This window comes from Paraburkholderia sp. EG286B (assembly GCF_040965655.1).
Classification (GTDB): Bacteria; Pseudomonadota; Gammaproteobacteria; order Burkholderiales; family Burkholderiaceae; genus Paraburkholderia.
Genome location: NZ_JBFRCF010000019.1, coordinates 93,924 through 118,562, shown reverse-complemented (window position 1 = coordinate 118,562; position 24,639 = coordinate 93,924). Strand labels below are relative to the sequence as shown.

20 protein-coding genes and 3 pseudogenes are annotated in these 24,639 nt (G+C 64.8%); 9 read left to right on the top strand and 14 right to left on the bottom strand.

The window, feature by feature from the left end:
- Nucleotides 1–17: 17 nt before the first annotated feature.
- From AB4Y42_RS32550 to AB4Y42_RS32520, 7 genes and pseudogenes are all read right to left on the bottom strand, one after another.
- Complete coding sequence (locus tag AB4Y42_RS32550) at nucleotides 18–284, bottom strand: hypothetical protein (RefSeq protein WP_368696460.1); 267 nt, start codon at nucleotides 282–284, stop codon at nucleotides 18–20.
- 11 nt (nucleotides 285–295) lie between these two features.
- On the bottom strand, nucleotides 296–2,359 hold the full coding sequence (locus tag AB4Y42_RS32545) for a LamG-like jellyroll fold domain-containing protein (RefSeq protein WP_368690067.1): 2,064 nt from the start codon (nucleotides 2,357–2,359) through the stop codon (nucleotides 296–298).
- Nucleotides 2,360–2,460: 101 nt separating this feature from the next.
- The gene (locus AB4Y42_RS32540; protein ID WP_368696459.1) at nucleotides 2,461–3,096 is read right to left on the bottom strand and encodes a LysR substrate-binding domain-containing protein; all 636 of its coding nucleotides are present in this window, start codon (nucleotides 3,094–3,096) and stop codon (nucleotides 2,461–2,463) included.
- A complete protein-coding gene (locus AB4Y42_RS32535; protein ID WP_368696458.1) occupies nucleotides 3,045–3,350 on the bottom strand; it encodes a LysR family transcriptional regulator in 306 nt (101 codons plus the stop codon). Before AB4Y42_RS32535 ends, AB4Y42_RS32540 begins: the two co-directional genes overlap by 52 nt.
- A 942-nt stretch (nucleotides 3,351–4,292) precedes the next feature.
- Nucleotides 4,293–4,544: pseudogene (locus tag AB4Y42_RS32530) on the bottom strand (hypothetical protein); the annotation flags it as partial.
- A 62-nt stretch (nucleotides 4,545–4,606) separates the two neighbouring features.
- On the bottom strand, nucleotides 4,607–6,004 hold the full coding sequence (locus tag AB4Y42_RS32525) for a dihydrolipoyl dehydrogenase (protein ID WP_368696457.1): 1,398 nt from the start codon (nucleotides 6,002–6,004) through the stop codon (nucleotides 4,607–4,609).
- A gap of 129 nt (nucleotides 6,005–6,133) precedes the next feature.
- On the bottom strand, nucleotides 6,134–7,048 hold the full coding sequence (locus AB4Y42_RS32520) for a LysR family transcriptional regulator (RefSeq protein WP_368690069.1): 915 nt from the start codon (nucleotides 7,046–7,048) through the stop codon (nucleotides 6,134–6,136).
- Between the two features lie 125 nt (nucleotides 7,049–7,173).
- Here AB4Y42_RS32520 and AB4Y42_RS32515 point away from each other — a divergent pair, with 125 nt between their 5' ends.
- Both AB4Y42_RS32515 and AB4Y42_RS32510 read left to right on the top strand, forming a co-directional pair.
- Nucleotides 7,174–8,094 carry a DMT family transporter gene (locus AB4Y42_RS32515; RefSeq protein WP_368696456.1) on the top strand — a complete coding sequence of 307 codons (921 nt, stop codon included), beginning with the start codon at nucleotides 7,174–7,176 and terminating at the stop codon, nucleotides 8,092–8,094.
- Nucleotides 8,095–8,210: 116 nt separating this feature from the next.
- Nucleotides 8,211–9,584, top strand: coding sequence for an LLM class flavin-dependent oxidoreductase (locus AB4Y42_RS32510; RefSeq protein ID WP_368696455.1), 1,374 nt, complete (start codon nucleotides 8,211–8,213; stop codon nucleotides 9,582–9,584).
- Between the two features lie 146 nt (nucleotides 9,585–9,730).
- Here the strand turns inward: AB4Y42_RS32510 and AB4Y42_RS32505 are convergent, their stop codons facing one another.
- Entirely contained in the window at nucleotides 9,731–10,531 is an 801-nt protein-coding gene (locus AB4Y42_RS32505) for a MetQ/NlpA family lipoprotein (protein WP_368690172.1), read from the bottom strand.
- 189 nt (nucleotides 10,532–10,720) lie between these two features.
- Between AB4Y42_RS32505 and AB4Y42_RS32500 the strand changes: the two genes are divergently transcribed.
- Nucleotides 10,721–12,223 (top strand): MFS transporter, encoded by a 1,503-nt coding sequence (locus AB4Y42_RS32500; protein ID WP_368690072.1) that lies wholly within the window; start codon nucleotides 10,721–10,723, stop codon nucleotides 12,221–12,223.
- On the opposite strand, the gene AB4Y42_RS32495 is transcribed toward AB4Y42_RS32500, so the two are convergent.
- Nucleotides 12,205–13,029, bottom strand: coding sequence for a phosphate/phosphite/phosphonate ABC transporter substrate-binding protein (locus AB4Y42_RS32495; RefSeq protein ID WP_368696454.1), 825 nt, complete (start codon nucleotides 13,027–13,029; stop codon nucleotides 12,205–12,207). The two genes, AB4Y42_RS32500 and AB4Y42_RS32495, sit on opposite strands and share 19 nt — an antisense overlap.
- 167 nt (nucleotides 13,030–13,196) lie before the next feature.
- Between AB4Y42_RS32495 and AB4Y42_RS32490 the strand changes: the two genes are divergently transcribed.
- A complete protein-coding gene (locus AB4Y42_RS32490) occupies nucleotides 13,197–14,159 on the top strand; it encodes a fatty acid desaturase (RefSeq protein WP_368696453.1) in 963 nt (320 codons plus the stop codon).
- 3 nt (nucleotides 14,160–14,162) lie between these two features.
- Here the strand turns inward: AB4Y42_RS32490 and AB4Y42_RS32485 are convergent, their stop codons facing one another.
- The gene (locus AB4Y42_RS32485) at nucleotides 14,163–15,335 is read right to left on the bottom strand and encodes an epoxide hydrolase family protein (protein WP_368690075.1); all 1,173 of its coding nucleotides are present in this window, start codon (nucleotides 15,333–15,335) and stop codon (nucleotides 14,163–14,165) included.
- Nucleotides 15,336–15,705: 370 nt separating this feature from the next.
- Between AB4Y42_RS32485 and AB4Y42_RS32480 the strand changes: the two genes are divergently transcribed.
- From AB4Y42_RS32480 to AB4Y42_RS32465, 4 genes are all read left to right on the top strand, one after another.
- Nucleotides 15,706–16,731 carry an amidohydrolase family protein gene (locus AB4Y42_RS32480; RefSeq protein ID WP_368696452.1) on the top strand — a complete coding sequence of 342 codons (1,026 nt, stop codon included), beginning with the start codon at nucleotides 15,706–15,708 and terminating at the stop codon, nucleotides 16,729–16,731.
- 88 nt (nucleotides 16,732–16,819) lie between these two features.
- Nucleotides 16,820–17,548 carry a substrate-binding domain-containing protein gene (locus tag AB4Y42_RS32475; protein WP_368696451.1) on the top strand — a complete coding sequence of 243 codons (729 nt, stop codon included), beginning with the start codon at nucleotides 16,820–16,822 and terminating at the stop codon, nucleotides 17,546–17,548.
- 191 nt (nucleotides 17,549–17,739) lie between these two features.
- Entirely contained in the window at nucleotides 17,740–19,515 is a 1,776-nt protein-coding gene (locus tag AB4Y42_RS32470) for a tannase/feruloyl esterase family alpha/beta hydrolase (RefSeq protein WP_368696450.1), read from the top strand.
- A 523-nt stretch (nucleotides 19,516–20,038) separates the two neighbouring features.
- Nucleotides 20,039–21,388, top strand: a complete 1,350-nt coding sequence (locus AB4Y42_RS32465; protein WP_342923110.1) for an aromatic acid/H+ symport family MFS transporter — start codon at nucleotides 20,039–20,041, stop codon at nucleotides 21,386–21,388.
- 120 nt (nucleotides 21,389–21,508) lie between these two features.
- On the opposite strand, the pseudogene AB4Y42_RS32460 reads toward AB4Y42_RS32465, so the two are convergent.
- Both AB4Y42_RS32460 and AB4Y42_RS32455 read right to left on the bottom strand, forming a co-directional pair.
- Nucleotides 21,509–22,066 (bottom strand): annotated as a pseudogene (locus tag AB4Y42_RS32460) (methyl-accepting chemotaxis protein); the annotation flags it as partial.
- An 83-nt stretch (nucleotides 22,067–22,149) separates the two neighbouring features.
- Nucleotides 22,150–22,878, bottom strand: a pseudogene (locus AB4Y42_RS32455) (IS6 family transposase).
- 47 nt (nucleotides 22,879–22,925) lie between these two features.
- Here AB4Y42_RS32455 and AB4Y42_RS32450 point away from each other — a divergent pair.
- Nucleotides 22,926–23,126 carry a hypothetical protein gene (locus AB4Y42_RS32450; RefSeq protein WP_368690079.1) on the top strand — a complete coding sequence of 67 codons (201 nt, stop codon included), beginning with the start codon at nucleotides 22,926–22,928 and terminating at the stop codon, nucleotides 23,124–23,126.
- A gap of 7 nt (nucleotides 23,127–23,133) precedes the next feature.
- Here the strand turns inward: AB4Y42_RS32450 and AB4Y42_RS32445 are convergent, their stop codons facing one another.
- Both AB4Y42_RS32445 and AB4Y42_RS32440 read right to left on the bottom strand, forming a co-directional pair.
- Complete coding sequence (locus tag AB4Y42_RS32445; protein WP_368696449.1) at nucleotides 23,134–23,409, bottom strand: hypothetical protein; 276 nt, start codon at nucleotides 23,407–23,409, stop codon at nucleotides 23,134–23,136.
- 37 nt (nucleotides 23,410–23,446) lie between these two features.
- Nucleotides 23,447–24,577 (bottom strand): aminomethyltransferase family protein, encoded by a 1,131-nt coding sequence (locus AB4Y42_RS32440; RefSeq protein ID WP_368690081.1) that lies wholly within the window; start codon nucleotides 24,575–24,577, stop codon nucleotides 23,447–23,449.
- Nucleotides 24,578–24,639: the final 62 nt, after the last annotated feature.

Sequence of the window (24,639 nt, the reverse complement as noted above, 5' to 3'; positions counted from 1 at the left end):
CGCGGTTCGCGTGACGTTCATGGCGCGCAGTTCAACTGCGTGTTGAGCTGCGGCTGCGAGGCGGCCACGCCAAGGGCCGCGTAGCTGCCCGAGGCGGGTGCCGCCACGATCGCGACCGGCGCGCTTGCGCCACCCGCACCCGTAGCCGCTCGCGCGGAAGACCCGCCGTTCGAACCGGGGCCGCAGGCCGCGAGCAGCGTGCACAGCAACCCGGTGAGCAGCGCACCTGCGCTGCGGCGCAGGTGCTGTGCGCCGTGCATGGCGAGAAAGCTATTCGCATTCATCGAGGAGTCTCTTACGGGAGAAGGGTGGAGAGCGGCTTGCCCGAAGCGAAGACCGTCTTCAGTTCAGCCTCAGTGACGGTGCGGTTCCAGAGCGCGAGGTCGCTGAACGACTGCACATCCGGGGGCGTAGCCGCGCACTTGCCAGGCGTGTAGGGCGGGGTATCCTTGCACGCGTTCATGTAGTACTGGCCTGTGCCGTCCTCGTTGAGGCCGAAAGCGCCGAGGCCCGGCAGCTTCGACGCGGTCACCGTGACCGGGGCCGTGTACTTCTCTTCGCCGAGCACTGGATCAAACACGTAGCCCGTCATGGTCTTGCCGACCGTGTCGATTGTGAATGCTACGTAGGCCCACTTGTTCGCGGTGATGGTCGCAGAGTTCATGTCGTTGCGCGTAGTCCCGTCGCCGATATTGAAGCGCACGTTACAACTCGTGCCAGAACCCGGGAACAGCGCGATCGTGAGACCGGGGTTGCCTCCCGAGTAGTAGTTTTTGTTCGAGAAGATTGGCGTGCCGTTGCCCGTGAGATTCTGGCAAGACGTCATGACCCAGAAGCCCATCGTGAACTGCGGCTGTTTCGTCACGTCGTTGTTCTGCACGAGCTTGTAGCCGTCGTACCCATTCGTGTCGACGATGTTCGTATCCACCTTGAGACCCTGGCCGCCAAACGGATCCGGCGTAAGCGAGCCGCCGTTCGCATCCGCCGCCCAGGGGCCGAGCGTGCTGGCCGCCATCTTGTCGGCGGCTGGCAGCGCGCCGAATGGATAGTATGTCGAGAGGCCGTTGGTCAGCGTCGTCGCGAGAGGGGGGGGCGGGGGCGGAGGCGGAGGGGGCGCCACATACTCGATCTGGATCAGCGACGCGAGCGGCGCATTGCCCGCGGCCACCACGTAGTTGAACGTATAGGCGCCGGTTGTGCTGACGCCGAGCTGGCTGTCCGTGTACGTCGTCGTGCCTGCAGGGAGCGTGGCGATCTGCTGGCCGTTGCGTAGCACCGAGATCGCGCCGCTCGAAGGCGGGGTCCAACTGAGCACCGTACTCGCATTGCCGCTGCCGGTGACACCGATGAGCTGCGACACCGGCTGCTGGCCGACCAGTTCGCCGCCGTCGAGCGCATACGTCACCGCGCTCGGCAGCGCACTCCAATAGGCGAGCAGCGTGGGCGTGATGTCTGCAATGCTGGCGCGGGTATAGAGGTCCGCGAGCGAGGTGGGGGCGGCCGGATTGGTGAGGCGCCCGTTGGGTTGCTGGTTGATGCCGATGAAGCTCGTCGACTCCGGCGCGAGTGGCAGGGCGTCGGTGCCACCCGCGGCATTGAGGCCGTGGCTGGTTGTCACGAGCACGAGCCAATTCTCCCCGCTGCGTTGCGACACGTCGCCGACGAGCGTGCCGATGGCACTGTCGAGTTGGGCGAGCGTGGCCGAATAATTCGACGAGTTGAGGCCCCAGTTGAGAGCGGCGTCTTCGGCGGAGTGATACTGGGCGACGACGAGCGAGTAGCCGTTGTCGATCATGCTCTTGCCTTGAGTCGTCACGCAGCTGTCGACTGAGGCGCAGTTGACCACGGTGTCGATGTAGCCGGCGTTCTGGTCGGGCGTCAGGATCGAGGCGAAACCAGGCGAATCGACGGCTGCACCCAACTTGCCCGCACCCGCGGACTTCAATATTGAGAATACGGTGGGCGCGTGCAGCGCCTGGTTTGGCGCGTCGGATTCGATCTGATGGCGGTCGGCCCAGGAACCGGTCACGATCGTGGCCCAGCCGGGCATATCGAGATTCGGTTGCTGGCTGAGCGTGCTGTTCACGCCGCCGCTATAGGCAGGCGCAATGTTCAGCTTCGCGAGGTTCGGCAGAGTGCCGCCCGAGATGCCCGCAGTGAGGGCGCTATAGGTCACGCCGTCGAGCTCGATTACGAGCATCTTGTTGAGAGTGCTGCTGGCTGACCCCGATGATCCGATCGCCGCGTTGCCTGAAAAGGTCCGGTTTGCCGCCGATTGCGTGCTCCCGCCGCCGCAACCGCTGAGCGCGGTGACGAGTGCGAGACCACATGCGGCATAGACGAATGCCTGTCTTGTCATGGTTATCCCCCTGCAAAGATTCGCCGGTGTATCCAGCGATTGAGGGCGATATTAGGCAGCGGGCAAGACGCCTATATTGCGTTCTGCGAAAGATCCCCGATTCACGTATCGGTTTTTTTTATGGGGAGGTCGATGGTCTCGGCCAACGTCGCCATGAATGTGGTGATGAGACGCGCGCCCGAACGGCTGCGCAGGTGATAAAGATATTCGTATACGGCGGGGCATTCCGGCTCGATGGACACGGAAACGAGCGCTGAGCCGAGGGGCACCTCGCCCGCGGGCATCAGGGCGCAGCCGAGGCCGAGGCGGATCGCTTCGCAGATCGCTTCGCGGCTGCCGATCTCGATGAGCGCCCGAGGCTCCACGCGGCGCTGCCCAAGCGCGGCCTCCGTTGCGTCGCGCGTGCACGAGCCCTGTTCGCGCAGCAGCAGCGTTTCGGCCGCGAGCACGTTCAAGTCGACGCTGCGGTGCCCCGCAAGCGGATGGCGAGGTTCGACGACGAGTACGAGCCGATCACTCGCGATGCGATGCAACTCGAGGCTCTCGTCGTCCACGTGATGCGATGAGACCGCGATATCGACGCGATGCTCCGTGAGCGCGTCGAGCACGGCTTGCGAATTGCCGATCTCGATGCCGATCTGGACGTGAGGATAGCGGCGACGAAATGCGGCGATGGTCGGCAGGACTAGTAGGGGCCAGTGGTCCCGAGCCGGAAGCTGCCCGCGAACAACTCGCACTCGTTGCGCAGTACGAAGTCGATGTCGCTCTCCGCCTGCGTCATACGGTCAATGAACGGCATGAGCGCCGCGCCGGTCTTCGTCACGTCGAGGCGGCTGCCGCGCCGGTGAAAGAGTTGCACGCCGTACCGTTTCTCGAGCTGCTGGATGCGCGCTGTGACAGTAGGCTGACTTATCCCCAACCGTCGCGCGGCAGCCGTGACGCTGCCCTGTCGAACCGTTTCGTAGAATGCAGCAAGCAAAGGAGCGAGCATTTTCTGTTTTCCCAGACAGTATCCGGCGGGAGGGGATGCAGCATGTGGGCCGACCGTACACCACCAGTCCAGTCCCACGTTCGTGAGATACGTAAGGACTGGACGCTTTATCCGGGGCACGCGCTACCGAGTTACGAAGTCATTTCCTTGCGGTAGCGCTTTGCATACGAGATAACCTGTGCTTCGCCGTTGCGAACACGCTGCCATTGAATTTTGGCTTTGCGGCCAGTACGCGTTGCACCGCCTCCGTCGCGAGGAGGTCTTCTGCGAAGGTGTCGTCGTACATTATCGCCCGACGCTTGACCGACTCGTCGCTGGCAAGAGAATTACGGAAGGATTACGGAACGTGTCGAACACGATATGTGTTTCCGTTTGAGATACGGGGCGGGCAGCACCAGCGAACGCCAGTACGTCGTCCATTCCCATGAAGTTGACGGGAAAAACCATCAAAAAAGTCAGACCTTTGGTACCGCCCGGCAGTTCTTCGATCTGCTCGATCGGAGGGCTGTCTTGCGACCATGCGTTCGCGTGGTTTCCTGGCAAGTCGTGTTCATTGTCCGTTTTCAGGCACGCGGAGATGGTGTGCGAGTGCAGGCCGGCGCTGCGATAGCACTCCGCCGTCTTGTCTGCGAAGAGGCGCCAATTGCCGGCGGGGCGTATTCCGTGCGGTCCACATAGATGTAATCTCTCACTCGGTCGCCGACATTCTGAACGATTTCCATGGCGTCGCCAAGATCCCGCAGCTTCGAATATGTGCGTCTGAGGTCGTCGCTGGCGAGTGGCGTGTATGTGCTCGAGGTGAGGTGTTCGCGCGCAGAAGATTTCGTTCGGTCGAATTGCTGCCCAGGCGCTTTAAGCAAAAGCTGTTACATAAGGCCACTCAGCAACCGCTTAGTTCTACGAGTCGAAGGAGTCGAGGGATTCAATGCGCGACTGTCTGCTTCACGCGGCGACAATAGTCAGATTTGATTGAGTCGGCGCTTCGGGGATTGGCCTGGAGTCCAGCGCGCCGGCGGCGCCACGAAGCGGCGATTGATTGACGTCCTCGAGAACCTCGCTGTAGTGTCGCTCGTGAATGAAAAGTCGAGAGTCCGCACCATGATGCAGGCGGTTCTTACCGCTCAAAAGCGGATAAAGCGTAAACACACCCGAATAAGTCGCCTCACGAAACGACAGCGGCGCGAGCGCATGCGAGTGCTTTCATTGTCAGCGTGTGCGCCGTTGCGGGTTGTAAAGGATAACCAGGCGAAATTCGCCTAGCCCTTGAGATTCAGCTGCGAGGCGGCATCGCGCAGCGCCGTGCGCAAGCCTTCCTCCACCACCGGGTGATAGAACGGCATCGCCACCATGTCGTCCACGCTTAGTCCCATCTGCACACTCCACGCGAGCAGGTGCCCGATATGTTCCGCCGCCGGTCCGAACCATTCCGCACCCAAGAAGCGCCGCGTCGCGCGATCCACGTACACGTGGCCGATGCCGTGGTTCCTGAGCATCACGCGGCTGCGGCCCTGGTCCTCGAAGCTCACGGCACCCGTCACGAAGCTGCCTTCCACCAGTTCCCGATGTGACTTGCCAACCATGGCGATCTGCGGATCCGAGAACACGATCGCAAGCGGCGCACGGCGCGCAACGGGTTCGACTGCGGGAAAGCGAGCCGCATTGCGGCCCGCGGCGCGGCCCTCGTCGGCGGCTTCGTGCAGCAACGGCAGCACGTCGTTCGCGTCGCCCGCCAAAAATACCGGCGCGGTGCCAACTTGCAGCGTAGCCGGGTCGAAACGCGGCACGCCGTGCGCGTCGAGTTCGAGCGAGGTGTTTGCGAGGCCCAGGTTCGCCACGTTGGGGTCCCGGCCCGTTGCTGCCAACACGTAATCAGAAGTTGCTTCGGAGTGCGTGCCATCCGCGCGGGCGTACCGCAGCGTCACGCCCGCATCGCTGCGCGTAGCCGATACGACGCGTCCCTGCGTCTCGAACTGCATTTCCGCGCCGAACACGCGGTGCGCTTCGCTGATCAGACGCGGGTCCGTGAGCGGGCCTACGCTGCCGCGCGAGCCGCCGTACAACGTGACCCTCACGCCGAGCCGCGCAAGCGCCTGGCCGAGTTCGAGACCGATCACGCCCGCGCCGACCACCGCCACGCTGCGCGGCAAGTCCTCCCAGGCGAACACGTCGTCGTTGACGATCAGCCGGTCGCCGAGTCCGCGGAGCGACTCGGGTACCGTGGGCGTCGAGCCCGTGGCGATCACGACGCTTTTCGCGCGCACCTGCGTGTGCTCGCCAACCTGAAGCAGGCCGTCGTCGATGAAGCGGGCGTGCCCAATGAGGCGGTCCGCTTCGGGCAAGGCGAGCGTGCTGTCCACGACGAAACCGACGAACCGGTCCCGCTCGCTGCGCACGCGCTCCATCACGGCCCGGCCGTCGATTTCCATGCCGAGAGGATTCACACCGAAACGCGGCGCCATGGTCACCGCGTGCGCCGCCTCGGCCGCCGCGATCAGCAGCTTCGAAGGCATACAACCCACGCGCGCACACGTCGTGCCGTAAGCGCCGCCTTCAATGATGATTGCGCTTGCACCTTCCGCCTTCGCGGCGCGGTAGGCGGAAAGTCCGGCCGTGCCGGCGCCGATGATGGCGACATCCGTTCGCAGGGTTTGCATCGCGTTTCCTTGAGGGGTTCATGCATTCGTTTCCACGAGCCAGTCTAGGAGGTCCACCCGCGCGGGGGAATGTCGGCGCTGCTCAAGTTCATGCCCGATCGTCTCACGGGCGGCGCGGCGCGCCACCGGTCACTCGGGCATGTGCTGCGCGAGCCAGTCGATCAACACGCGCACCTTCGGCGGCAAAAACCGGTTGGGCGGATAGAGCATCCACACGGGGCCGCTGTATGCGCGGGGCTCCAGCGACCACTCGGGGAGCACGCGCACGAGCAGGCCGTCGCGCAGCGCATCCGCCGCGGCGAATTCGGGCAGGCTCGCAATGCCCCAGTCCGCGAGCGCCGCATCGCGCCGCGCGCCCACGTCGTTGGCGATATAGCGGCCTTTCACCTCGACGGCATGCGTTTGCGCGCCGCGCCGGAAGGTCCAGCGGTTGTCGTCGGGCGTTTCGCCGAGATAGAGGCAGTCGTGGCTGGCGAGATCCTTCGGGTGCTTCGGCGTGCCGTGCGCGCGCAGATAGGCGGGGGACGCGCACGGCATCCACTGCAGCGTGCCGAGCCGCCGCGCCGCGAGCCCCGGCGGCGGCGTGGGCGTAGGGCGAATCACGATATCGACGCTGTCGCGCACGGGATCGACGTCGCGGTCGGTGAAGATGATCTGCACCGCGACCTCCTCATACGCGCGCAGGAAGCCGGAAATCAGCGGATGAATGACGCTTTGCGCAAACGAAATCGGCGCGCTGATGCTGACGCGGCCATGCGGGCGGCCGGTCAGGCGGCTGGCGGCTTGCGCCGCGCTCGCGGCGGCTTCGAGCATGTCGGTGCAGTGACGGTAGACCTCGGCACCGGATTCCGTGAGCCGCAGGCTGCGCGTGGAGCGCTCCAGCAGGCGTGTGCCGAGCGCGCGTTCGAGCCGCTGCATCTGGCGGCTCACGGTGGACGGCGTGCTGCCGAGCTGGCGCGCCGCGACCGAGAAATTACCGGCGTCGACCACGCGGGCGAAGGTGGCCAGATCGGGCAGCAGCGGCAGGAGGTCGGCGGGATTCATGGCAGGCAGGGCGAAGTCATCTGTGCATTTGGAGCATAAATGATGTTCCGTTGTAGCCGATTATCGCCGCGAAATCATTATCGGACAATGTGCCCGTTCCCGGCTCATCTGCAGGCTCGTTCCCCATGAATGCTCTGACCCGTTCTCGCACCGTCGATCTGCTGCTCGTGGCCGTCGCGCTCATCTGGGGCACGAGCTATGGCGTGGTGAAGGGCGCGTTGGTCGTCTACCCGGTGCTGGGTCTGCTCGCGCTGCGCTTTGGCATCACGTTCGTACTGTTGTCGCCCGCGTTGCGCGGTCTGCGTCATGTGACATGGCGCGAGCAGATCGGCGTGCTCATCGCGGGACTCCTGCTGCTCGGCATCTTTCTGGCCGAGACGTTTGGCGTGTCGCTCACGAACGCCTCGAGTGCCGCGTTTCTCATCAGCCTGTGCGTGGTCCTCACGCCGCTCGTGGAGTGGGCGTGGCTCAAGCGCGCGCCGCGTCCGGTGGAATGGGCAGCGGCCGGCGTGTCGCTGCTTGGCGCGCTGCTCCTGACGGGCGGCCATGTGGCGGCGAGCCCCGGCGATCTGCTGGTCGTGCTGGCCGCGCTGCTGCGCGCACTGGCGACCTGCGCGGTCAAGCGCGTGATGAAGTCGGGCGCCGTGCCGGCGCTCACGGTGACGGCGGTCCAGTCCGCCGTCGTGGCGATCGGCTGCGCCGCGCTCGCGATCACTGTCGCGCCCGAACAGTGGCAACTGCCGCCGCACTGGCAGGGGCACGGCGTGTTCTGGGGCAGCGTGATCTATCTCGTGGCGGGCTGCACGCTGTTCGCGTTCTTCGTGCAGAACTATGCCGTGAGCCGCAGCAGCCCCACGCGCGTGGCGTTGCTGATGGGCAGCGAGCCGGTGTTCGGCGCGCTCTTTGCGTGCGTGTGGCTGGGCGAGCGGCTCACTTTGCCCGCGTGGATCGGCGGCATGCTGATCGTTGCCGCTTCGCTTTTCGCGCTCAAGCGCGAACCCCAGGCCGAGGCGCAGGTTGAAGCGCAGGACGCCGTGAAAGCGTAGGTTCGGCTCACATCCGCAAAGCTGATATGCAATTGCGAATTAACTGGTAGGGGATCGAGACGCAGGCTGTTCCAATGGGCATTTGGACCTTCGATGCCGCAGGAGCGAGCCTTACGATGGCGAAGACGAACAAACCCATTTTGCTCAACGCGTTCAACATGAATTGCGTGGGGCACATCAATCACGGGCTGTGGACGCACCCGCGCGACCGCTCGACCGACTACCGCACGCTCGCGTACTGGACGAATCTCGCGCGCACGCTGGAGCGCGGGCTTTTCGACGGGCTTTTTCTAGCGGACATCGTGGGTGTCTACGACGTCTATCAGCGCAACGTGGATGTGACACTGCGCGAGTCGATCCAGTTGCCGGTGAACGACCCCACACTCGTCGTGCCGGCCATGGCCGCCGTGACCGGGCATCTCGGCTTTGGCGTGACGGTGAACCTCACTTACGAGCAGCCTTTTTTGCTGGCGCGGCGCTTTTCGACGCTCGATCACCTCACGCAAGGCCGCATCGGCTGGAACATCGTGACGGGCTATCTGGACAGCGCGGCGCGCGCCATGGGACTCGAGCAGCAGCTACCGCACGACGAGCGCTACGACCGTGCGGACGAGTACCTGGAAGTCCTCTATAAACTCTGGGAGGGTAGCTGGGAAGCGGACGCTGTGCGGCGGGACAAGGCCGCGCGTGTTTTCGCCGATCCTGCGAAACTGCATCGCGTGGAGCATGCCGGGCGTTACTACCGCGTCGACGGCTATCACCTGGCGGAGCCCTCGCCGCAGCGCACGCCGGTGCTGTTCCAGGCGGGCAGTTCGGGGCGCGGGCAGCGCTTTGCGGCACGTCACGCGGAATGCGTGTTCATTTCGCCGCCCGGACGCGCTGCTGCGCGCGAGACGGTGCGTGCGCTGCGCGAACAACTGGTGCAGGCGGGGCGCCGGCCCGACGACGTGAAAGTCTTCGTTGGCGCTGCGGTGGTGGTGGGCGCGACCGAGCGTGAAGCGCGCGAGAAGTATGCCGACTACCGCCAGTATGCGAGCCGCGAGGCGGGGTTGGCGCATTTCGCGTCGAGCACGGGCATCGATTACGCGCAATACGATCTCGACGCGCCCGTGGATTACGCGCCGGGCAACGCGATCGAATCTGCCACGCGCACGGCGAAGCAACATGGCTGGACGCGGCGCAAGCTGCTCGAGATGTTCGAACTGGGCGGGCGCTATCCGGCGATTGTTGGCAGCGCTTCGCAGGTGGCGGATGAGCTGCAGGCATGGATCGACGAGGCGGATGTGGATGGCTTCAACTTGAGCCGCACTGTCGTGCCCGAGAGCTATGAGGATTTCGTGGATCTCGTCGTGCCGGAGTTGCAGGCGCGCGGGCGGTATAAGACGGCTTATGCGCCGGGGACGTTGCGGGAGAAGTTGTTTGGTGGTGAGGCTACCTTGCCGCAGCGGCATGCTGGGGCGGGGTATCGGTGGGGGACCGAGGTGGTTTGATTGGGATTTTTTGTTGGAATCTTTGGTGCTTTTGGCCTTTCTTTGTGTTCGAGAAAACAAGGAAAGGCCAATGGGAGAGGCTAAAGCGCCGAGGAGCCGCGAACAAAAAACATGACGGCGCTCCGCGGCAAACCGCACCCACCCCCTTACTGCTGCGGAGCATCCTTCCAGGCAGGCAGCGTAGCCCCGTGATAGACAGCAATAATCTCGGAAGCGACATTAGGCTGCTGATAGCTCTCCACGAGCGCATGCACCCAAGCCGCGTTGGCATCCTTCTCATTCACGGCAATGAAGTTGCGGTAAGGATTGCCCGTCACCTTCTCCTGAGCAATCCGCTCCTGTGGAATCTTGATCCCCGATTTCACGGCCCAGTCCGTATTGACAACGGCCGCGTCCAGATCGCCAATCGCTCGCCCGACAATACCCGAATCGAGTTCCTTGATATGGATATTCTTCGGATTCTTCGCGATGTCGCGTGCGGTCGGCAGCAGGCCAACATTGTCGCGCAACGTAATGAGCCCCTGCGCCTGCAACAGCAGCAGCGAGCGGCCTTCGTTGCTCGGATCGTTCGGTACGCCAATGGTCGCGCCCTGCGGCAGGTCCGCCACCGACCTCACCTTGCGCGAATACAGCCCGATCGGCTGCACGTAGGTAAAGCCGACAGGCACGATCTTGTAGCCGCGCGCCTTGATCTGCGCGTCGAGATACGGCTTGTGCTGGAACGAATTGGCGTCGAGGTCGTGGCTCGAAAGCGCTTCGTTGGGCTGCGTGTATTCGGAGAACGTGGTCACCTTGATCGTGAGGCCGCGCTTCGCGGCGTTGGCGGCGACCACGCGCCAAACGTCCTCGTCTTCACCCGACATGATGCCCACGCGCAACGTCTGGTCGGCCGCGTGTGCGAGCGTCGCGCCCCCGAAACTTACGCCCAGCGCGAGCGAAGCCAGCATCGCGCCCAGCAATGTTCTTTTCTTCATAGGATCCATTATTCGAAGCGTTGTGGATAAGGCGATGCTAGAGAGCGCACGGCAAGCGGACAACCAATTTTCGGAGGATTGCTTAGCTATATTCGTCGTTTTGCGGCGCGCAGCGGCGTGGCTAGGATGCAGCGGTTCCATCCATCACGCGAGTCTCGTTCCATGTCCACTCTCGCCGTTCCCGCTTCTGAACTCGTCGAAGCCGCCGGGCTGGCGCAAGCCCCGCAACATGCCGTGATCCGTTCCGCTCGGGACGTCTCCCGCATCGTCAACGCCGGGGCCGCGCAGGGCAGCAACGCGCGCATCGTGATCGCCATCGCACTGGGCGGCGTGTTTCTCGATGCCTACGATCTCACCTCGCTCGCCTATGGCATCAAGGACATCGCGCGCGAATTCTCGCTGTCGCCCGTGCAGGTCGGCTTCGTTTCGGCGGCCATTACGTTCGGCGCGATTCTCGGCGCCCTGTTCGGCGGCTATCTCACGGACCGCATCGGACGCTACCGCGTATTCATGGCCGACATGCTGTTCTTCGTCGTGGCCGCGATCGCGGCCGGCCTCGCACCCAACGCCTGGGTGCTGGGCGGCGCCCGCTTTCTCATGGGCTTCGGGGTGGGGCTCGATCTGCCGGTCGCCATGGCGTTTCTCGCCGAGTTCTCGCGCGTGGCGGGCAAGGGCAACAAGGCGGCCAGCGTGGCGGCGTGGTGCCCCGCGTGGTACGCGGCCACGAGCACCTGCTATCTGCTCATTCTCGGCCTCTATGCGATCCTGCCCGAACATCAGCTTGGCTGGCTCTGGCGCATCACGCTCGCGTTCGGCGCGGTGCCGGCGCTCGTCATCATCGCTGTGCGCAGCCGCTATATCAGCGAATCGCCCGTGTGGGCCGCGAATCAGGGCGATCTGGAAGGCGCGGCGCGCATTCTCAAGCGCGCGTATGGCGTGGATGCCGTGGTCGAACGCGCTGACGCGCCCACGCGAGCGCCGCGTGCCGCCTCGTGGCGCAACTATGGCGTGCTTTTCAACGCCACGTATCGCCGCCGCACGATACTGGCCGCAACGATCGGCGCGGCGTCTTCGTTCGGCTACAACGCGATCATCTTCGGCCTGCCCGTGATCATCGCGAGCTTTCTCCAGCAGGGTCCGCTCACCACCATCGTCGCTTCGCTCACGCTCAACCTCTTGTTCGCATTCGTTGGCGGGTTGATCGGCGTGCGTACCGCGCCCACTGTCGGCGCGTGGAAAATGACCGTGCTCGGCCACACGCTGCAGTTCGTCTCGCTCATCGGTCTCGCACTGATCGGCCATCCGGGCAGCGGCGTTTTCGTCGTGCTCGCCATACTGCTGCTGGGCGGCTATCTGTTCGGGCAGGGGTTCGGTCCCGGTTCGCATTGCATGACCTATGCATCGCTCAGTTATCCGACCTCGCTGCGCGGCATTGGCGTGGGTTTCAATCAGACGCTCGTGCGCTCCGCCTCCACGGTGTCGCTATTCCTGTTTCCCGTGCTCGCCGCGGCGCTCGGCACGAAGGTCTTCTGGGTGATCGCCATCGCGCCGCTCGCTTCGCTGCTCGTGCTGCTCGCGATCCGGTGGGAACCCTCGGGCTACGACATCGATAGCGAAGACTACGCGGATGCGCCTGACGTTGCGGCTCAACGCAGCTCGGTATAACCCTGTTGGGCGGCGGTGTTTTCGAACGCCTCGATCTCGGCGTACGCCTCGCCAGTGAGCCTGGCGAACCCGCGCAGCCGCAGCTTGTGCGCACGTTCGGGGTCGGCCGCAAGTGCGGCGTCGAGCGCATTACGCAGCGCTTGCGCCTGATCCTCGCCGAGCGCGCGTGAGGCGATCAGCGGAAGGCCGGGGGCGCTGGCTGTCATGCCGATGGTTTGCACGCCGTCGAACCGTTCGGGGTGCGAATCGTGCAGCAATGCGAACGTGACGCAGTCGATGGCGCCCACGTCGGCCGCGCCGCTCGCCAGCGCGCGTAAGGTGGCCGCGTGCGAGCCTGTCCAGCGCACCGAGGCGAAGAAGCGGCCGTCGCGTGCGAGCGGCGCCACTGCGTGGCGAAACGCGTTCATGCCACTGTGCGAATCCGCGCTGTTGCATGCGGCGCGCAGGCCGCGGCACGCTTCGAGCATTTGCGCGCCGCGCTCCCACGCCTGCGCCGAAACGGCGAGCACGCTTCGATAGCGCGGGCCTTCGCAACCGGGTGCGTCGAATATCGGGGTCGCAATCAGACGGACGTCGTTGGCGAGTCCGAGCATGCGGTACGGATACCCGCAGGTCTGCGAGAGCAGCAAGTCCTCGCGGCGCCAGTGAGGCATGAGTTCGCCCTCCGGCGCGTTCTCGATCGCGATGTCGCCCATGTCGAACGAGCGCGCAACGATGGCCAGACTGTCGCTCAATAGCGAGCGCCATGCCGCCGCATGTTGCGGCGTCACGTTGTACATCGGCAGGGAGGCGATCCAGCGGGTCATCGGCGCATTCTACGCCGCACGCACGTGGCGCGTCGCGCAGCGCGGTGAGATAAGCAAATGGCAATTCGTTGGTTGGTGAAGCGCCGCGCGTTCGGTAGGGTGAGGACCTGCGTTGCTTTGCTCTCCGTATGGAGTGGCACCATCCTTCATCGCGGGAGCTGGCGAACATGGCCGAATACTTCGACGCAGACCACGCGCGGGAAGTCGCCGCGCTCGCCACCGGGTTCACAGCACGCACGGAATGGCCCACGTGGCTGCTGATCGCCGTGATCTACGGCGGCTGGTTCGCGTTGCTGGCGTTCGTGCGTGCAGGTCTGCTCACCCTCGTGGCCGCCACGCCATGCCTCATCGTGCTGTGCGCCTGGCATATGTCGCTCCAGCACGAATTGCTGCACGGTCATCCCACCCGGTTCGCCTGGCTGAACATGGCGCTGGGCTGGCCGCCGCTTGCTATATGGTTTCCCTATGCGGTGTACCGCGAGAGCCATATGGCGCATCATCGCGACGAAGCGTTGACCGTGCCCGGCATCGACCCCGAAACGAACTACGTGCAGCACGCGCAGTGGGCCCGCCTGCCGCGCTGGCATCGCGTGCTATGGCACGCACGCAAGAGCTTCGTGGGCCGGGTGGTGATCGGGCCGCCGATGAGCGTGGCCGCCATGCTCGCCGGCGCGGCGAAAGCGCTGCGAAGCGGCGACTGGCGAGACGTGCCGATGTGGCTCGCGCACTGCGCAGCTGCCGTGCTGCTGCTCGCGTGGGTGCAGCGTTACGCGGGCGTGCCCTGGTGGTGGTATCTCGTCGCTATCAGCTGGCCCGCGCTCGGGCTCGCGATGGTCCGCTCGCTGTACGAGCATCGCGCGGCGTCGCATCCCAAGGCGCGCATCGCCATCAACGAGGCCGGGCTCGTCATGCGCTTTCTGTATCTGAACAACAACTATCACCTCGTGCACCACGATCTGCCGCGCTTGCCGTGGTTTCAGCTGGCGCGCGCCTACCGCATGCGGCGCGACGACTATCGGCACAAATGCGGCGGTTTCGTGATCGAAGGCTACGCCGCGCTGCTCAGGCGTTACGCGTGGCGCGCGACGGATGCCCCCGCGCACCCGTTCGGCGACAACACCGCGCAGTGACGTTCACTCGCGGAACCGTTTGAAAAAGCGGCGAATGTCCGCCGCGAGCAGATCGGGCTCTTCCATGGCGGCGAAATGGCCGCCGCGCGGCATCTCGGTCCATTGCGCGACATCGAACACGCGCTCGAGCCACGACCGCGGCGGGTGATTGATCTCCCTGGGAAAGCGCGCGAAGGCGACGGGCGGCGCCACGCGTTGCCCGGCCGCGAAGCGAAACGGCTGGAGACGATTTTCCCAGTACATCTGCATGGACGTGCCGATGCTGCCCGTGAACCAGTACAGCGAAAGGTCCGTCAGCAAGGTGTCCTTCGAGAACCGGCGCTCGATGTCGCCGTCGCAGTCGCTCCATGCGCGAAACTTCTCGCCGATCCACGCGGCCAGCCCCGCGGGCGAGTCGTTGAGCGATGCTGCCGCCGTTTGCGGCTTCGTGCTGTGCATATGCGCGTAGCCGCCCTCCAGCGCTGCCCAGTCGGCCTTTTCGCGCAGATAGTCCTGTTCCGCCTCAGTGAGCGGGGCCTGCGCGGCATCGATTGCAGGCTCGTACGAGCTGGGCAGGAAGTTCAGGTGGATGCCCTCCACGGCCTGGCTGTGCCGCGCGGCGAGCGCGATGGACACGCCCGCGCCGAGGTCGCCGCCCTGCGCGCCGAAGCGCTCGTAGCCGAGACCGCGCATCAGCGCGGCCCACAGGTCTGCGATCTGGAACGCGGAGGTGCCGGGTGTCGCCGGCGCGGGTGAAAAGGCAAAGCCCGGTAGCGACGGGGCGACGACATCGAACGCATCGGCCGGGTCCGCGCCGAATGCGGCGGGGTCGCAGAGCCGGTCGAGCAGCGCATGGAATTCGACGAACGAGCCCGGCCAGCCATGCGTGACGACGAGCGGGTAGGGCTTCGGGCCCGCGCCGCGCCGATGCACGAAGTGCACGCGCTGGCCGCCTGCGCCACCCGCACCCCCCACTTCGGCCATGAACTGCGGCAACTGGTTCAGCGCGCGTTCCGCGGCGCGCCAGTCGTATTCATCTGCCCAATACGCGACGAGCTCGCGCAGCCACGCATTATCGGCCCCTTGTTGCCACGCCGGCGACGGCGTAGCGTTGGCCCAGCGTGTGGCGCGCAAACGCCGGCGCAGGTCGTCGAGTGCCTCTTCGGGTACGCGAATTTCAAATCGGTCGATATGCATGGTGGTTCATCCGCACGCTGGCAGGCCGGGGAGCTGACCATTATGAGCGAATTCGCCGCCGCGCATCGGCCGCCCCCAGCGACCCTTCGAATTCCATCCATCGCTTACCAGATGTTTATCGAGGCATCCATTTCATTTATCGGCGTTTGGGCAGCGCGGCGGGGCCGCGCGACGCCTCATCGGGGCGGCGCGGCGCGGCGTAAACCCCACGGCATCCGTGGTTTCCGCTATTTTCAGCCGTCGGCTGCCGCACCCGCTTATTGGCATGAGCGGTATTTTTTGCGCAATCTAGGTAATAGCCCTGGCTACTAGCGCGGTGGGGCCAATTCGTACCGTAGCGCAACGATTCGAATCAGCAGCAGAGGTCCCAATGATCATCGACATTCACGGCCACTACACGACGGCGCCCGCAGCGCTGGAAGCGTGGCGCAAACGCCAGATAGCGGGCATCGCCCATCCGTCGGAGATGCCGAAGGTATCGGAGCTGAAGATCAGCGACGACGAATTGCGCGCATCCATCGAACTCAATCAGCTCAAGCTGATGCGCGAGCGCGGTCTCGACCTGACGATTTTCAGCCCGCGTGCAAGTTTCATGGCCCATCACATTGGCGACTTCGAGGTGTCGAGCACCTGGGCGGCGATCTGCAACGAGTTGTGCCACCGCGTGAGCGAGCTTTTTCCCGACCATTTCGTGCCGGCCGCGATGCTGCCGCAAAGCCCGGGCGTCGATCCCGCCACGTGCGTGGCGGAACTCGTCAAATGCGTGGAGCAGTACGGCAACGTGGCGGTCAACCTGAATCCCGATCCCTCGGGCGGCCACTGGACGAGCCCGCCGCTTTCCGATCGCCACTGGTACCCGATCTACGAGAAGCTCGTCGAATACGACATTCCCGCGATGATCCACGTGAGCACGAGTTGCAACGCGTGCTTCCATACCACGGGCGCGCACTACCTGAACGCGGACACGACCGCATTCATGCAGTGCCTGACGTCGGACCTGTTCCGCGACTTCCCCACGCTGCGCTTCGTGATTCCGCACGGCGGCGGCGCGGTGCCTTACCATTGGGGGCGCTTCCGGGGCCTCGCGCAGGAGCTGAAGAAGCCGCCGCTCAGCGAGCATCTGCTGAACAACGTGTTCTTCGACACTTGCGTGTATCACCAGCCCGGCATCGACCTGCTCACGCGCGTGATTCCCGTGGACAACATTCTGTTCGCGAGCGAGATGATCGGTGCGGTGCGCGGCATCGATCCCGAGACGGGGCACAACTACGACGACACGAAACGCTATATCGAAGCTGCGCATGTCGATGCCGCGGATCGCTACAAGATCTACGAAGGCAACGCGCGCCGCGTGTATCCGCGCCTCGACGCGCGGCTGAAGGCAAAGGGGCTGTGAGCGCGCACGCTGCGGCTCGCAAGCCGTGCAATACCAGCGAAGCGCAAGACAAGGCAGCCTCGCTCACTCTCGACTGAAACGGAAGTCAATGACAAAGGACGATGTGAAAAGCAACGCCGCGCTGGCGGGGGTCGGGTCCATGGCGACGCGCCTCCTGCTCGCCGGTCTCGCCGAGCAATACGAGCGCGAAACGGGGCAGCGGCTGACTGTTGCCGCGATAGGCGGCGTGGAAGCCGCGCGGCGCGTGCAGGCCGGCGCGGCGTTCGATTTTGCCGTGCTGGCGTCGGCGGCGATCGACCGCCTGGCGGCGGGCGGGCACCTCATTGGCGCGCGCACGGACGTCGTGCGCTCCGGCATGGCGGCGGCCGTCGCCGCGGGTGCGGCGCACCCGGATATCGGCACTGAAGACGCACTGCGCGAGACGATGCTGCGCGCGGCGCGCATCGGCTACTCGACGGGGCCTAGCGGCGACCATCTGCTGCGGCTGCTCGATCGCTGGGGCGTGGCAGAAACGCTCGGCCCGCGCCTCGTGATGGCGCAGCCGGGCGTGCCGGTGGCCAGCCTGATCGCGCAAGGCGAGGTCGAGATCGGGTTTCAGCAATTGAGCGAGCTAAAGGATGTGCCGGGCGTTGACGTGATCGGGCCGCTGCCGGCCGGGGCGCAACTCGTCACGGTCTTTTCCGCGGCGATCTGTGCGGTGTCACAGCAGCGGCACGCGGCGGCGGATTTCCTCGCGTTCCTCGGTTCGGCACGGGCCGAGGCGACCAAGCGGGCGTTCGGCATGGAGCCGGCCGGCAACGCGGCGTACGGGCTGTAGCAGGGCAGCACGGCGCCAGCAGGACGGCAATAAGAGCAATAGAAGGAGCAATAAGGCGATTGGATTGGACATCTCATGTCGCACGGTCCACGTATCCAAATTAATTAGGCTTACTAATCAGAAAAAACAGAATCGGAGGCGTGAAAAGTGAATCAGAAGAACACCAGGACGGACAACCCCAGGAGGCAAGCATGAGAACCCTGCATACCCGGCGGCTCTTCACGAGCGTGCGCGCTCGTGCCGCCTCGCTGCTCTCGCTGTGCGCCCTCTTCGCGGCGGCCACGCTCGTGGCCGCGTGCGGCAGCGGTGGCAGTGGCAGCAGTAGCGCCGATGCCTCGAAAGCGCCGCTCGCGGTCGTCGCGCCCGTGGTGGATTGCTCGAAGCTGGCTTCGGTCGACATCACCGATATTGGCGGCACGGGCAGCGCGATTACTTCGGCCAGCGTGACCACGGCGACCATCAACGGCGCTTCGGTCAACTTCTGTACCGTGAAGGGCACGCTTGCGCCTTCGAATACGTTCGAAGTAGCGCTGCCGGTGAACACGTGGACGCAGCGCTTTGCGGCGCTGGGCTGCGGGGGCCTGTGCGGCAACCTGAGCAACCCGACGCAGCAGTCGTCGTTCAGCTTCAGCTACACGTGCCCGCTCGTGCAGGAAGGCGGCTTCGTGACCGCGGCGACCGACATGGGCCACTCGGGCAACGACACGACGTGGACCACGGACCCGCAAAAACAGGCCGATTTCGCCTATCGCGGGCAGCACATCACGACGCTCACGGCGGAGAAGCTCATCAAGGCCTATTACGGGCAGACGCAGAAGTACGCGTACTTCATCGGCTGCTCGGACGGCGGCCGCGAAGCGCTGATGGCCGCGCAACGCTACCCGAACGACTATAACGGCATCATCGCGGGCGCGCCGGCGGCGCACTTCCAGATCCAGAACTCGCTGTATCACGGCTGGAGCGTGGAGTCGCAAAGCACGACCGGCGACAGCACCGGCAACGCGACGCTCTACGCCGACAAGGCGCTCGTGCTGCACAAGGCCGTCGTCGCGGCATGCGGCGGCCAGGTGGGCGTGCCCGATGGCCTGATCGCCGATCCGCGCACCTGCAACTTCGATCCCGCCTCGATTCAGTGTGCGCAGGGCGCGACGAACACGAGCAGCTGCCTGACCGCAACCGAAGTCGCCACCGCGAGCAAGATCTATGGCGGACCGGTAGACGCGACAACGGGCGAGCGCATGCTGGCGGGCTCCCCGCAGATGGGTTCGGAGGAGAACTGGGTCGGCGTGGAAGTGCCGACGACGAATTCGACGGCCACGCCGGTTTCGGTGAAGAGCCTGTTCAGCTACATGATCGTGACGGGTGCCTACAACCTGATCTTCACGGGCTCGCCCAGCATGCCGACCATCGACACCTTCGGCTACACGGATGCGAGCTTCTACCGGACCTACCTGCAGGCCAACCATCCGCTGATGGACGCGACGAACCCCGACCTGTCGGCGTTCAGGAAAGCGGGCGGCAAGCTGATCCTGTGGCACGGCTGGGCGGATCAGCACATTTCGCCGCTCTTCACGATCCAGTACTACGAAGCGATGCAGAACACGATGGGCGCTTCGAACGTGAGCGATTTCGCGCGAATGTACCTCGTGCCCGGCGTGGCCCACTGCGGCGGCGGTGAAGGCTTCCCGAACATCGACCTCGTCTCGCAGATCACGGCGTGGGCCGAGCAGGGCACCGCGCCGAACGCGGTCATGACGTATCAGACCGATTCGTCGAACAACGTGACGGCCAGCCGCCCGGTTTATCCGTACCCGGCAGTCGCGCAGTTCACGGGCACCGGCGACTGGCACCTTGGCGCGAACTGGACGCAGGGTGCACCGCTGTACAACCAGCCTACGCATAGCTGGGCAGGTTCGAGCTTCTATGCGACGTACACGCCGACGACGCAGGGTGTTGCCGCGCCTTAACGGGCAAACTTCGGGCACACTCGCATGATTCATCGTCGAACCGGCCAGCCCTTCGGGGCTGGTTTCGTTTGCATCACGATAAATAAAATGCATGATAAGTGCGGAGCAGGCGCGGCGGCTCGAACGGCGCCGCCGCCTCGAAAAGCGGCGCGCACGAGAGCGCCGCCCGCCGATGTAGCGGCAACTGAATTCCGCACGATCGTCCAGTGCGTTTGCGAATCCTTTCGGAGAACATCGATTTTGCTTATCACGCTGGATTCGATTCCAGCCCCGGGCCGCGTTGGGCAAAGCGCCGGCCGAATGCGCCCGGCCTTTACGCGGCGCGGCTTCCCGGGCGGTATCGCGGGTCCGGGCGTGCCGAACTCGCCCATGCAGACGGGCGCAGATGTATCCAATATGTGGTTAACCCGCACTTTCAGGCGAGGGGTTGGCCACCTATCGTGCCCCCGACGGATAGCAGTTCGTTGAAATTCGACTCGGGCACGAGCGAGCGGCAGACCACAGAACGGACAGGAGACTACAGATGTCTGGCAGCAAAACAATCGATATCAAGGCGTTCATCGACGAACGCCACATTTCGGCCTACCAGTGGCTACTGGTGGCGCTGTGCTTCCTCGCGGTGACCGCCGACGGCATGGACGTGGCCATCATGGGCTTCGTCGCGCCCTCCATCATTCACGAGTGGGGCATTTCGCGCCCCGAGTTCGGGCTCGTCATGAGCGCGGCGCCCATCGGCCTCGTGATCGGCGCGCTGGCCGCCGGCCCGGCCTCGGACCGCGTTGGCCGCAAGTGGGTGCTGATCACCTCCGTGTTCCTGTTCGGCGTGTTCACGATCCTCACGGCGTTCACGCAGTCGCCGGTTTCGATGGCGGTGCTGCGCGTGCTGACCGGCATCGGTCTTGGCGCAGCCATGCCGAACTCCACGACGCTGCTCTCGGAGTACTCGCCGCAACGCCGCCGCGCGCTGCTCATCACGATCATGTTCACGGGCTTCAACCTCGGCTCCGCGTTGATCGGCTTCGCGGCTGGCTGGCTCGTGCCGAACCATGGCTGGCGCGCGGTGCTGATCTTCGGCGGCGCCATTCCGCTCGCACTCGTGCCGCTGCAGGCCTGGCTGCTGCCGGAATCGGCGCGTCTGCTCGCCGTGCGGGGCGCGACGAGCAAGCGTATTGCCGCGACGCTGAACCGTGTGACCGGCGCGAACTTCGCCGGCGACGAAAACTTCGTTTCGACGGAGCCGCCGTTGCCCACGCGCAAGCCGATCGGCGTGCTGTTCTCGGAAGGCTATGGCGTGATGACCATCGCGCTGTGGGTCACGTATTTCATGGGCCTGCTCGTCATCTATCTGCTGACCGGCTGGCTGCCCACGCTGATCAAGGACGCGGGCCTGTCCATCACGGTGGCGGCGAACGTCACGGCCATGTTCCAGATCGGCGGCACGATCGGCGCCGTGCTGGTGGGCTGGATCATGGACAAGGTGCGTCCGGCGCGCGTGATCAGCGCGGCGTATGTCGGCGGCGGAATTTGCGTGCTGGCGTTGGCCGGCGTGGGCGCGCTTTCCTCGTCGCTCGCCCTGCTGGTATTCGCCGCGGGCTTCTGCATGAGCGGTGCGCAAACCGGTTTGAACGCCTACGCACCGGGCCGCTATCCGACCGTTGCGCGTGCAACCGGTGTGAGCTGGATGCTGGGCATGGGCCGCTTTGGCAGCATCTTCGGTTCGGCCATCGGCGGTGCGTTGCTGGGCCTTGGCTGGGAATTCGCGGCGATTCTCGCGATGCTCGCCGTACCGGCCGTCCTCGCGGCGATTGCGATCCTGGTTTCGCAGCGTGCACGTCATTCGGAACCGGCTACGCAGGTGAGCGCGGCACACTGAGTCTGGTTTAGCAACAGCGCTGGATTGATCGGCGCGGCGGTGCGGATTGCACTGCCGCGCCGTTTTTTTGTTTGGCGTGAGAGCGGAGGCATCGTCTCCGCTTGACTGCGGCTCAGCCCATCAAATCCTGAACGCGTCCACCGTTTCGATCACGGTCTGCGCATTCCTGCCCAGCGTGTTGGCCGAAATCGAAAAGTGATTCACGAGTGCGCTGTCTTGCTGCGTGAGCGCCTCGATATGATCGAGAGCCTGCTTGATCTCGGCGATGCCGGCGCTTTGCTCGTCGCTCGCGGTATTGATTTCGTCGATCAGCACGTTCACGTCGCGCACGGCCTGAACCGCCTGCTGCATCTTTTCCCGCGCCGTTTCGGTGAGCTGGCAGCCTTCCTGAACCTTCTGCGTCGAGTCGACGATCAGCCCCGCGATTTCCTTGGCGGCCATCGCCGCGCGGCCCGCGAGATTGCGCACCTCGCTCGCCACCACGGCGAAACCGCGTCCGTGCTCGCCCGCGCGCGCCGCTTCCACGGCCGCGTTGAGAGCGAGAATATTGGTCTGGAAGGAAATCCCTTCGATCACCTGAATGATCTCGCCGATCTTGCGCGAGGCCTCGGTAATGCACTGCATCGTCACCGTCATGGCTTCCACGGCGCGGCCGCTGTCTTCGGTGATGGCGCGCGCCTGGCCCGCACTGGTGGCGGCCTGGCGGCGTTGTCAAGTTTAGGATAACGGCGCGTGACTTCCCGGATAATATGGATTGCTGATTACTTTGCATGGGGGAACTGCACGCCTGCGCAGTCGTACCATGCGAGCAAACGCGCCTTGAGCTGCGCGCGATGGCAGGCCGCCTTCACCCGGTGCCGGGGCAAGGCAAAGTGCTGGCGAATCGGGCCGAAGCGGGAGAGAAACGCCTGTGTGCGCTGTGGGTCGCGGAAGCCCTGCATCTGACGTTCACGCCGGCGTGTGGGCTGATGGCTGTTTTCAGCGCGGTTATTCACGCGGGCTGAGGCCTTGACGAAGACATGTTTCACGCCGACCAGCTCGGGCACCTCGGCCTTTGCCGCCGGATAGCTGCGTAGCTGGTCGGTGACGATCTTTCGGGGCACCGGGTGCGCACGCAGTAGCTTCCTGAAAAAGCGTCTGGCCGCGGCCCTGTCGCGCCGCTTTTGCAGCAGCACGTCCAGTTCGGCGCCGTGGTCGTCCACCGCGCGCCACAGCACATACGGCTCACCGCGCAGCCTCACGAACACTTCATCGAGATGCCAGGTGCTACCCGGCTTGCCGCGCACGGCTTTCGCGCAACGCGCACACTGCGCACCGAACCGGTCACATCAGTTGCGCACCGACTCGTAGGTGACCGTCACGCCGCGCTCGAGCAGCAACTCCTCGATGTCCCGCAGGCTCAGATTGAAGCGGTGGTGCCAGCGTACCGCGCAGCTGATGATCGCTGCCGGAAAACGGAAACCGTGGTAAGGCGACTTGATCTTCTTCATGCCGTCATTCTAGCCACCGCCGCCCTTAACTTGACATTGCCGTGTTCATGCAGCACACCACGAGCGAAGCGCCCGTTATCTTCGAAGGCGTCGATACGCTCGTGCGGTGTCACGGACACCACCCCGAGTCCGGGCTCGAAGCGGCATTGCAGCCGCTGGTCGAATTGCATGTGATTGGCGACTGCATGGCGCCGCGCACGGCAGAGGAAGCCGTGTACGAAGGGTTGAAGGCCGGCTGGCAAATTTAGGGCGAGACTAGCCGCGCCTCGCCTGGCGCTCGCGGCTGCGCCTGAGCGCCTCGCGCGCAATGGCTTGCATGTCTTGATCGCTCATGACGCTCGCAATGGCGTGGGCGTAGGCATGGTGCCGCGGCGTGAGCGGCACGGCCAGATCCCGCGCATCCATATAGCGCAGCAAGGCGATCCGCTTGTGGCCCGACACCATGCTTTGCTCATAGAGCGATAGCGCGGCGTGCGGATCGCCGTCTTGCGCCACCCGCCTGACCAGACTTCGCGTGTTCGTGCGGCTCATGATTTGGCGCGCTCCCGTAAGCGCCGGCGCCCCGCGATCACCCCACTGCGGTGCGTTTTTTCTTCTCCGGATCGTCGAAGGGAAGGGCGGCCGCCGTGGCGCGTGCTTCGATGCTGCCCCTCACCTCGAGCGGCACACCCTCGCGTGCCTGTTCGACACCCAGACGAGCGATGGCGAGCGAGCGGCCAGTCAGGCGCGAGTACATCCCGCAGGTGACGACGCCCACCTGCCGTCCGTTCTGCCATAACGTGTCGCCCGCCGCCGTGGCTCTCGATGCAGCGACATCGACGCCGTAGATCTTGAAGCGCTCCTTTCCGGCCAGCCGGAAATGCTCGCCGGCGCCGCAGAATTCGGTCTTGCCCGGCGACACCGTGAAGTCGAGACCCAACTCCCACAGCGTGTCGCCGGCCTTTTCGTCGCTGAACGGGTAGGTTTCCGAATTGTCGTAGGGATAGAACAGCAGGTAGCTCTCCACGCGCAGCCAGTCGAGCGCCGCGAACGCACAAGGAATAATGCCGAAGCCCGCGCCTTTCGCGAGGATCGTGTCCCAGATCAGCGGCGCATCCATTGCCTTGCAGAAGATTTCATAGCCACGCTCGCCCGTATAGCCCGTGCGCGAGATCGTGACTGGCCGGCCGAAGAGCCGCGTATGCATGTGGTGGAAGTAGGGCAGTTCGCGAATGCCCGCCACGTGCTCGGCAAGGAAGTCGACGGCGGCCGGCCCCTGCAACGAGAGATCGTGCAGGTCGTCGTCGAACAGCACGGCCACCTGGCGGCCGGTTGCGGAGCGCACGAGCCGCTCGTAGCCCGTGCCCGCACCATGCACCACCATGAATGCATTCGGCCCGTTGCGATAGATGATGCAGTCGTCGATAAACTTGCCGTCCTCGTTGAGGATCGAGGCGTAGGCCGACTTGCCCGGGTAGAGCTTGCCGATGTCGCGCGTGGTCGCCCAGTCGAGCAGGCTCTGCGCGTGCGGGCCCACATAGTGCACCTTCTTCAGGCCCGAGACGTCCATCAGGCCGGCCTTCGTGCGGATCGCCTCGTGATGGTCTGCGAGATCCGTCGCATAGCTCCACGCCATGCCCATGCCGTTCCAGTCTTCCAGGCGGGAGCCCAGCGCGCGGTGACGGTCCGCGAGTGCCGAAATGCGCCACGAATTTGCCATGGTTGACTCTCCGGTAGATTGTCGATGAGGAGGCGGCGAGACGCGCAGCGCGGGCATGTCCT

Excerpts from the sequence above, each read along its gene's own strand:
- AB4Y42_RS32525 (WP_368696457.1), bottom strand. The coding sequence starts at position 6,004 with ATGCAAACCCTGCGAACGGATGTCGCCATCATCGGCGCCGGCACGGCC.
- AB4Y42_RS32550 (WP_368696460.1), bottom strand. The coding sequence starts at position 284 with ATGAATGCGAATAGCTTTCTCGCCATGCACGGCGCACAGCACCTGCGC.
- AB4Y42_RS32505 (WP_368690172.1), bottom strand. The coding sequence starts at position 10,531 with ATGCTGGCTTCGCTCGCGCTGGGCGTAAGTTTCGGGGGCGCGACGCTC.
- AB4Y42_RS32470 (WP_368696450.1), top strand. The coding sequence starts at position 17,740 with ATGAGAACCCTGCATACCCGGCGGCTCTTCACGAGCGTGCGCGCTCGT.
- AB4Y42_RS32545 (WP_368690067.1), bottom strand. The coding sequence starts at position 2,359 with ATGACAAGACAGGCATTCGTCTATGCCGCATGTGGTCTCGCACTCGTC.
- AB4Y42_RS32495 (WP_368696454.1), bottom strand. The coding sequence starts at position 13,029 with ATGACCCGCTGGATCGCCTCCCTGCCGATGTACAACGTGACGCCGCAA.
- AB4Y42_RS32515 (WP_368696456.1), top strand. The coding sequence starts at position 7,174 with ATGAATGCTCTGACCCGTTCTCGCACCGTCGATCTGCTGCTCGTGGCC.
- AB4Y42_RS32465 (WP_342923110.1), top strand. The coding sequence starts at position 20,039 with ATGTCTGGCAGCAAAACAATCGATATCAAGGCGTTCATCGACGAACGC.
- AB4Y42_RS32500 (WP_368690072.1), top strand. The coding sequence starts at position 10,721 with ATGTCCACTCTCGCCGTTCCCGCTTCTGAACTCGTCGAAGCCGCCGGG.
- AB4Y42_RS32490 (WP_368696453.1), top strand. The coding sequence starts at position 13,197 with ATGGCCGAATACTTCGACGCAGACCACGCGCGGGAAGTCGCCGCGCTC.
- AB4Y42_RS32485 (WP_368690075.1), bottom strand. The coding sequence starts at position 15,335 with ATGCATATCGACCGATTTGAAATTCGCGTACCCGAAGAGGCACTCGAC.
- AB4Y42_RS32480 (WP_368696452.1), top strand. The coding sequence starts at position 15,706 with ATGATCATCGACATTCACGGCCACTACACGACGGCGCCCGCAGCGCTG.
- AB4Y42_RS32475 (WP_368696451.1), top strand. The coding sequence starts at position 16,820 with ATGACAAAGGACGATGTGAAAAGCAACGCCGCGCTGGCGGGGGTCGGG.
- AB4Y42_RS32440 (WP_368690081.1), bottom strand. The coding sequence starts at position 24,577 with ATGGCAAATTCGTGGCGCATTTCGGCACTCGCGGACCGTCACCGCGCG.
- AB4Y42_RS32510 (WP_368696455.1), top strand. The coding sequence starts at position 8,211 with ATGGCGAAGACGAACAAACCCATTTTGCTCAACGCGTTCAACATGAAT.
- AB4Y42_RS32445 (WP_368696449.1), bottom strand. The coding sequence starts at position 23,409 with ATGAGCCGCACGAACACGCGAAGTCTGGTCAGGCGGGTGGCGCAAGAC.
- AB4Y42_RS32520 (WP_368690069.1), bottom strand. The coding sequence starts at position 7,048 with ATGAATCCCGCCGACCTCCTGCCGCTGCTGCCCGATCTGGCCACCTTC.
- AB4Y42_RS32535 (WP_368696458.1), bottom strand. The coding sequence starts at position 3,350 with ATGCTCGCTCCTTTGCTTGCTGCATTCTACGAAACGGTTCGACAGGGC.
- AB4Y42_RS32450 (WP_368690079.1), top strand. The coding sequence starts at position 22,926 with ATGCAGCACACCACGAGCGAAGCGCCCGTTATCTTCGAAGGCGTCGAT.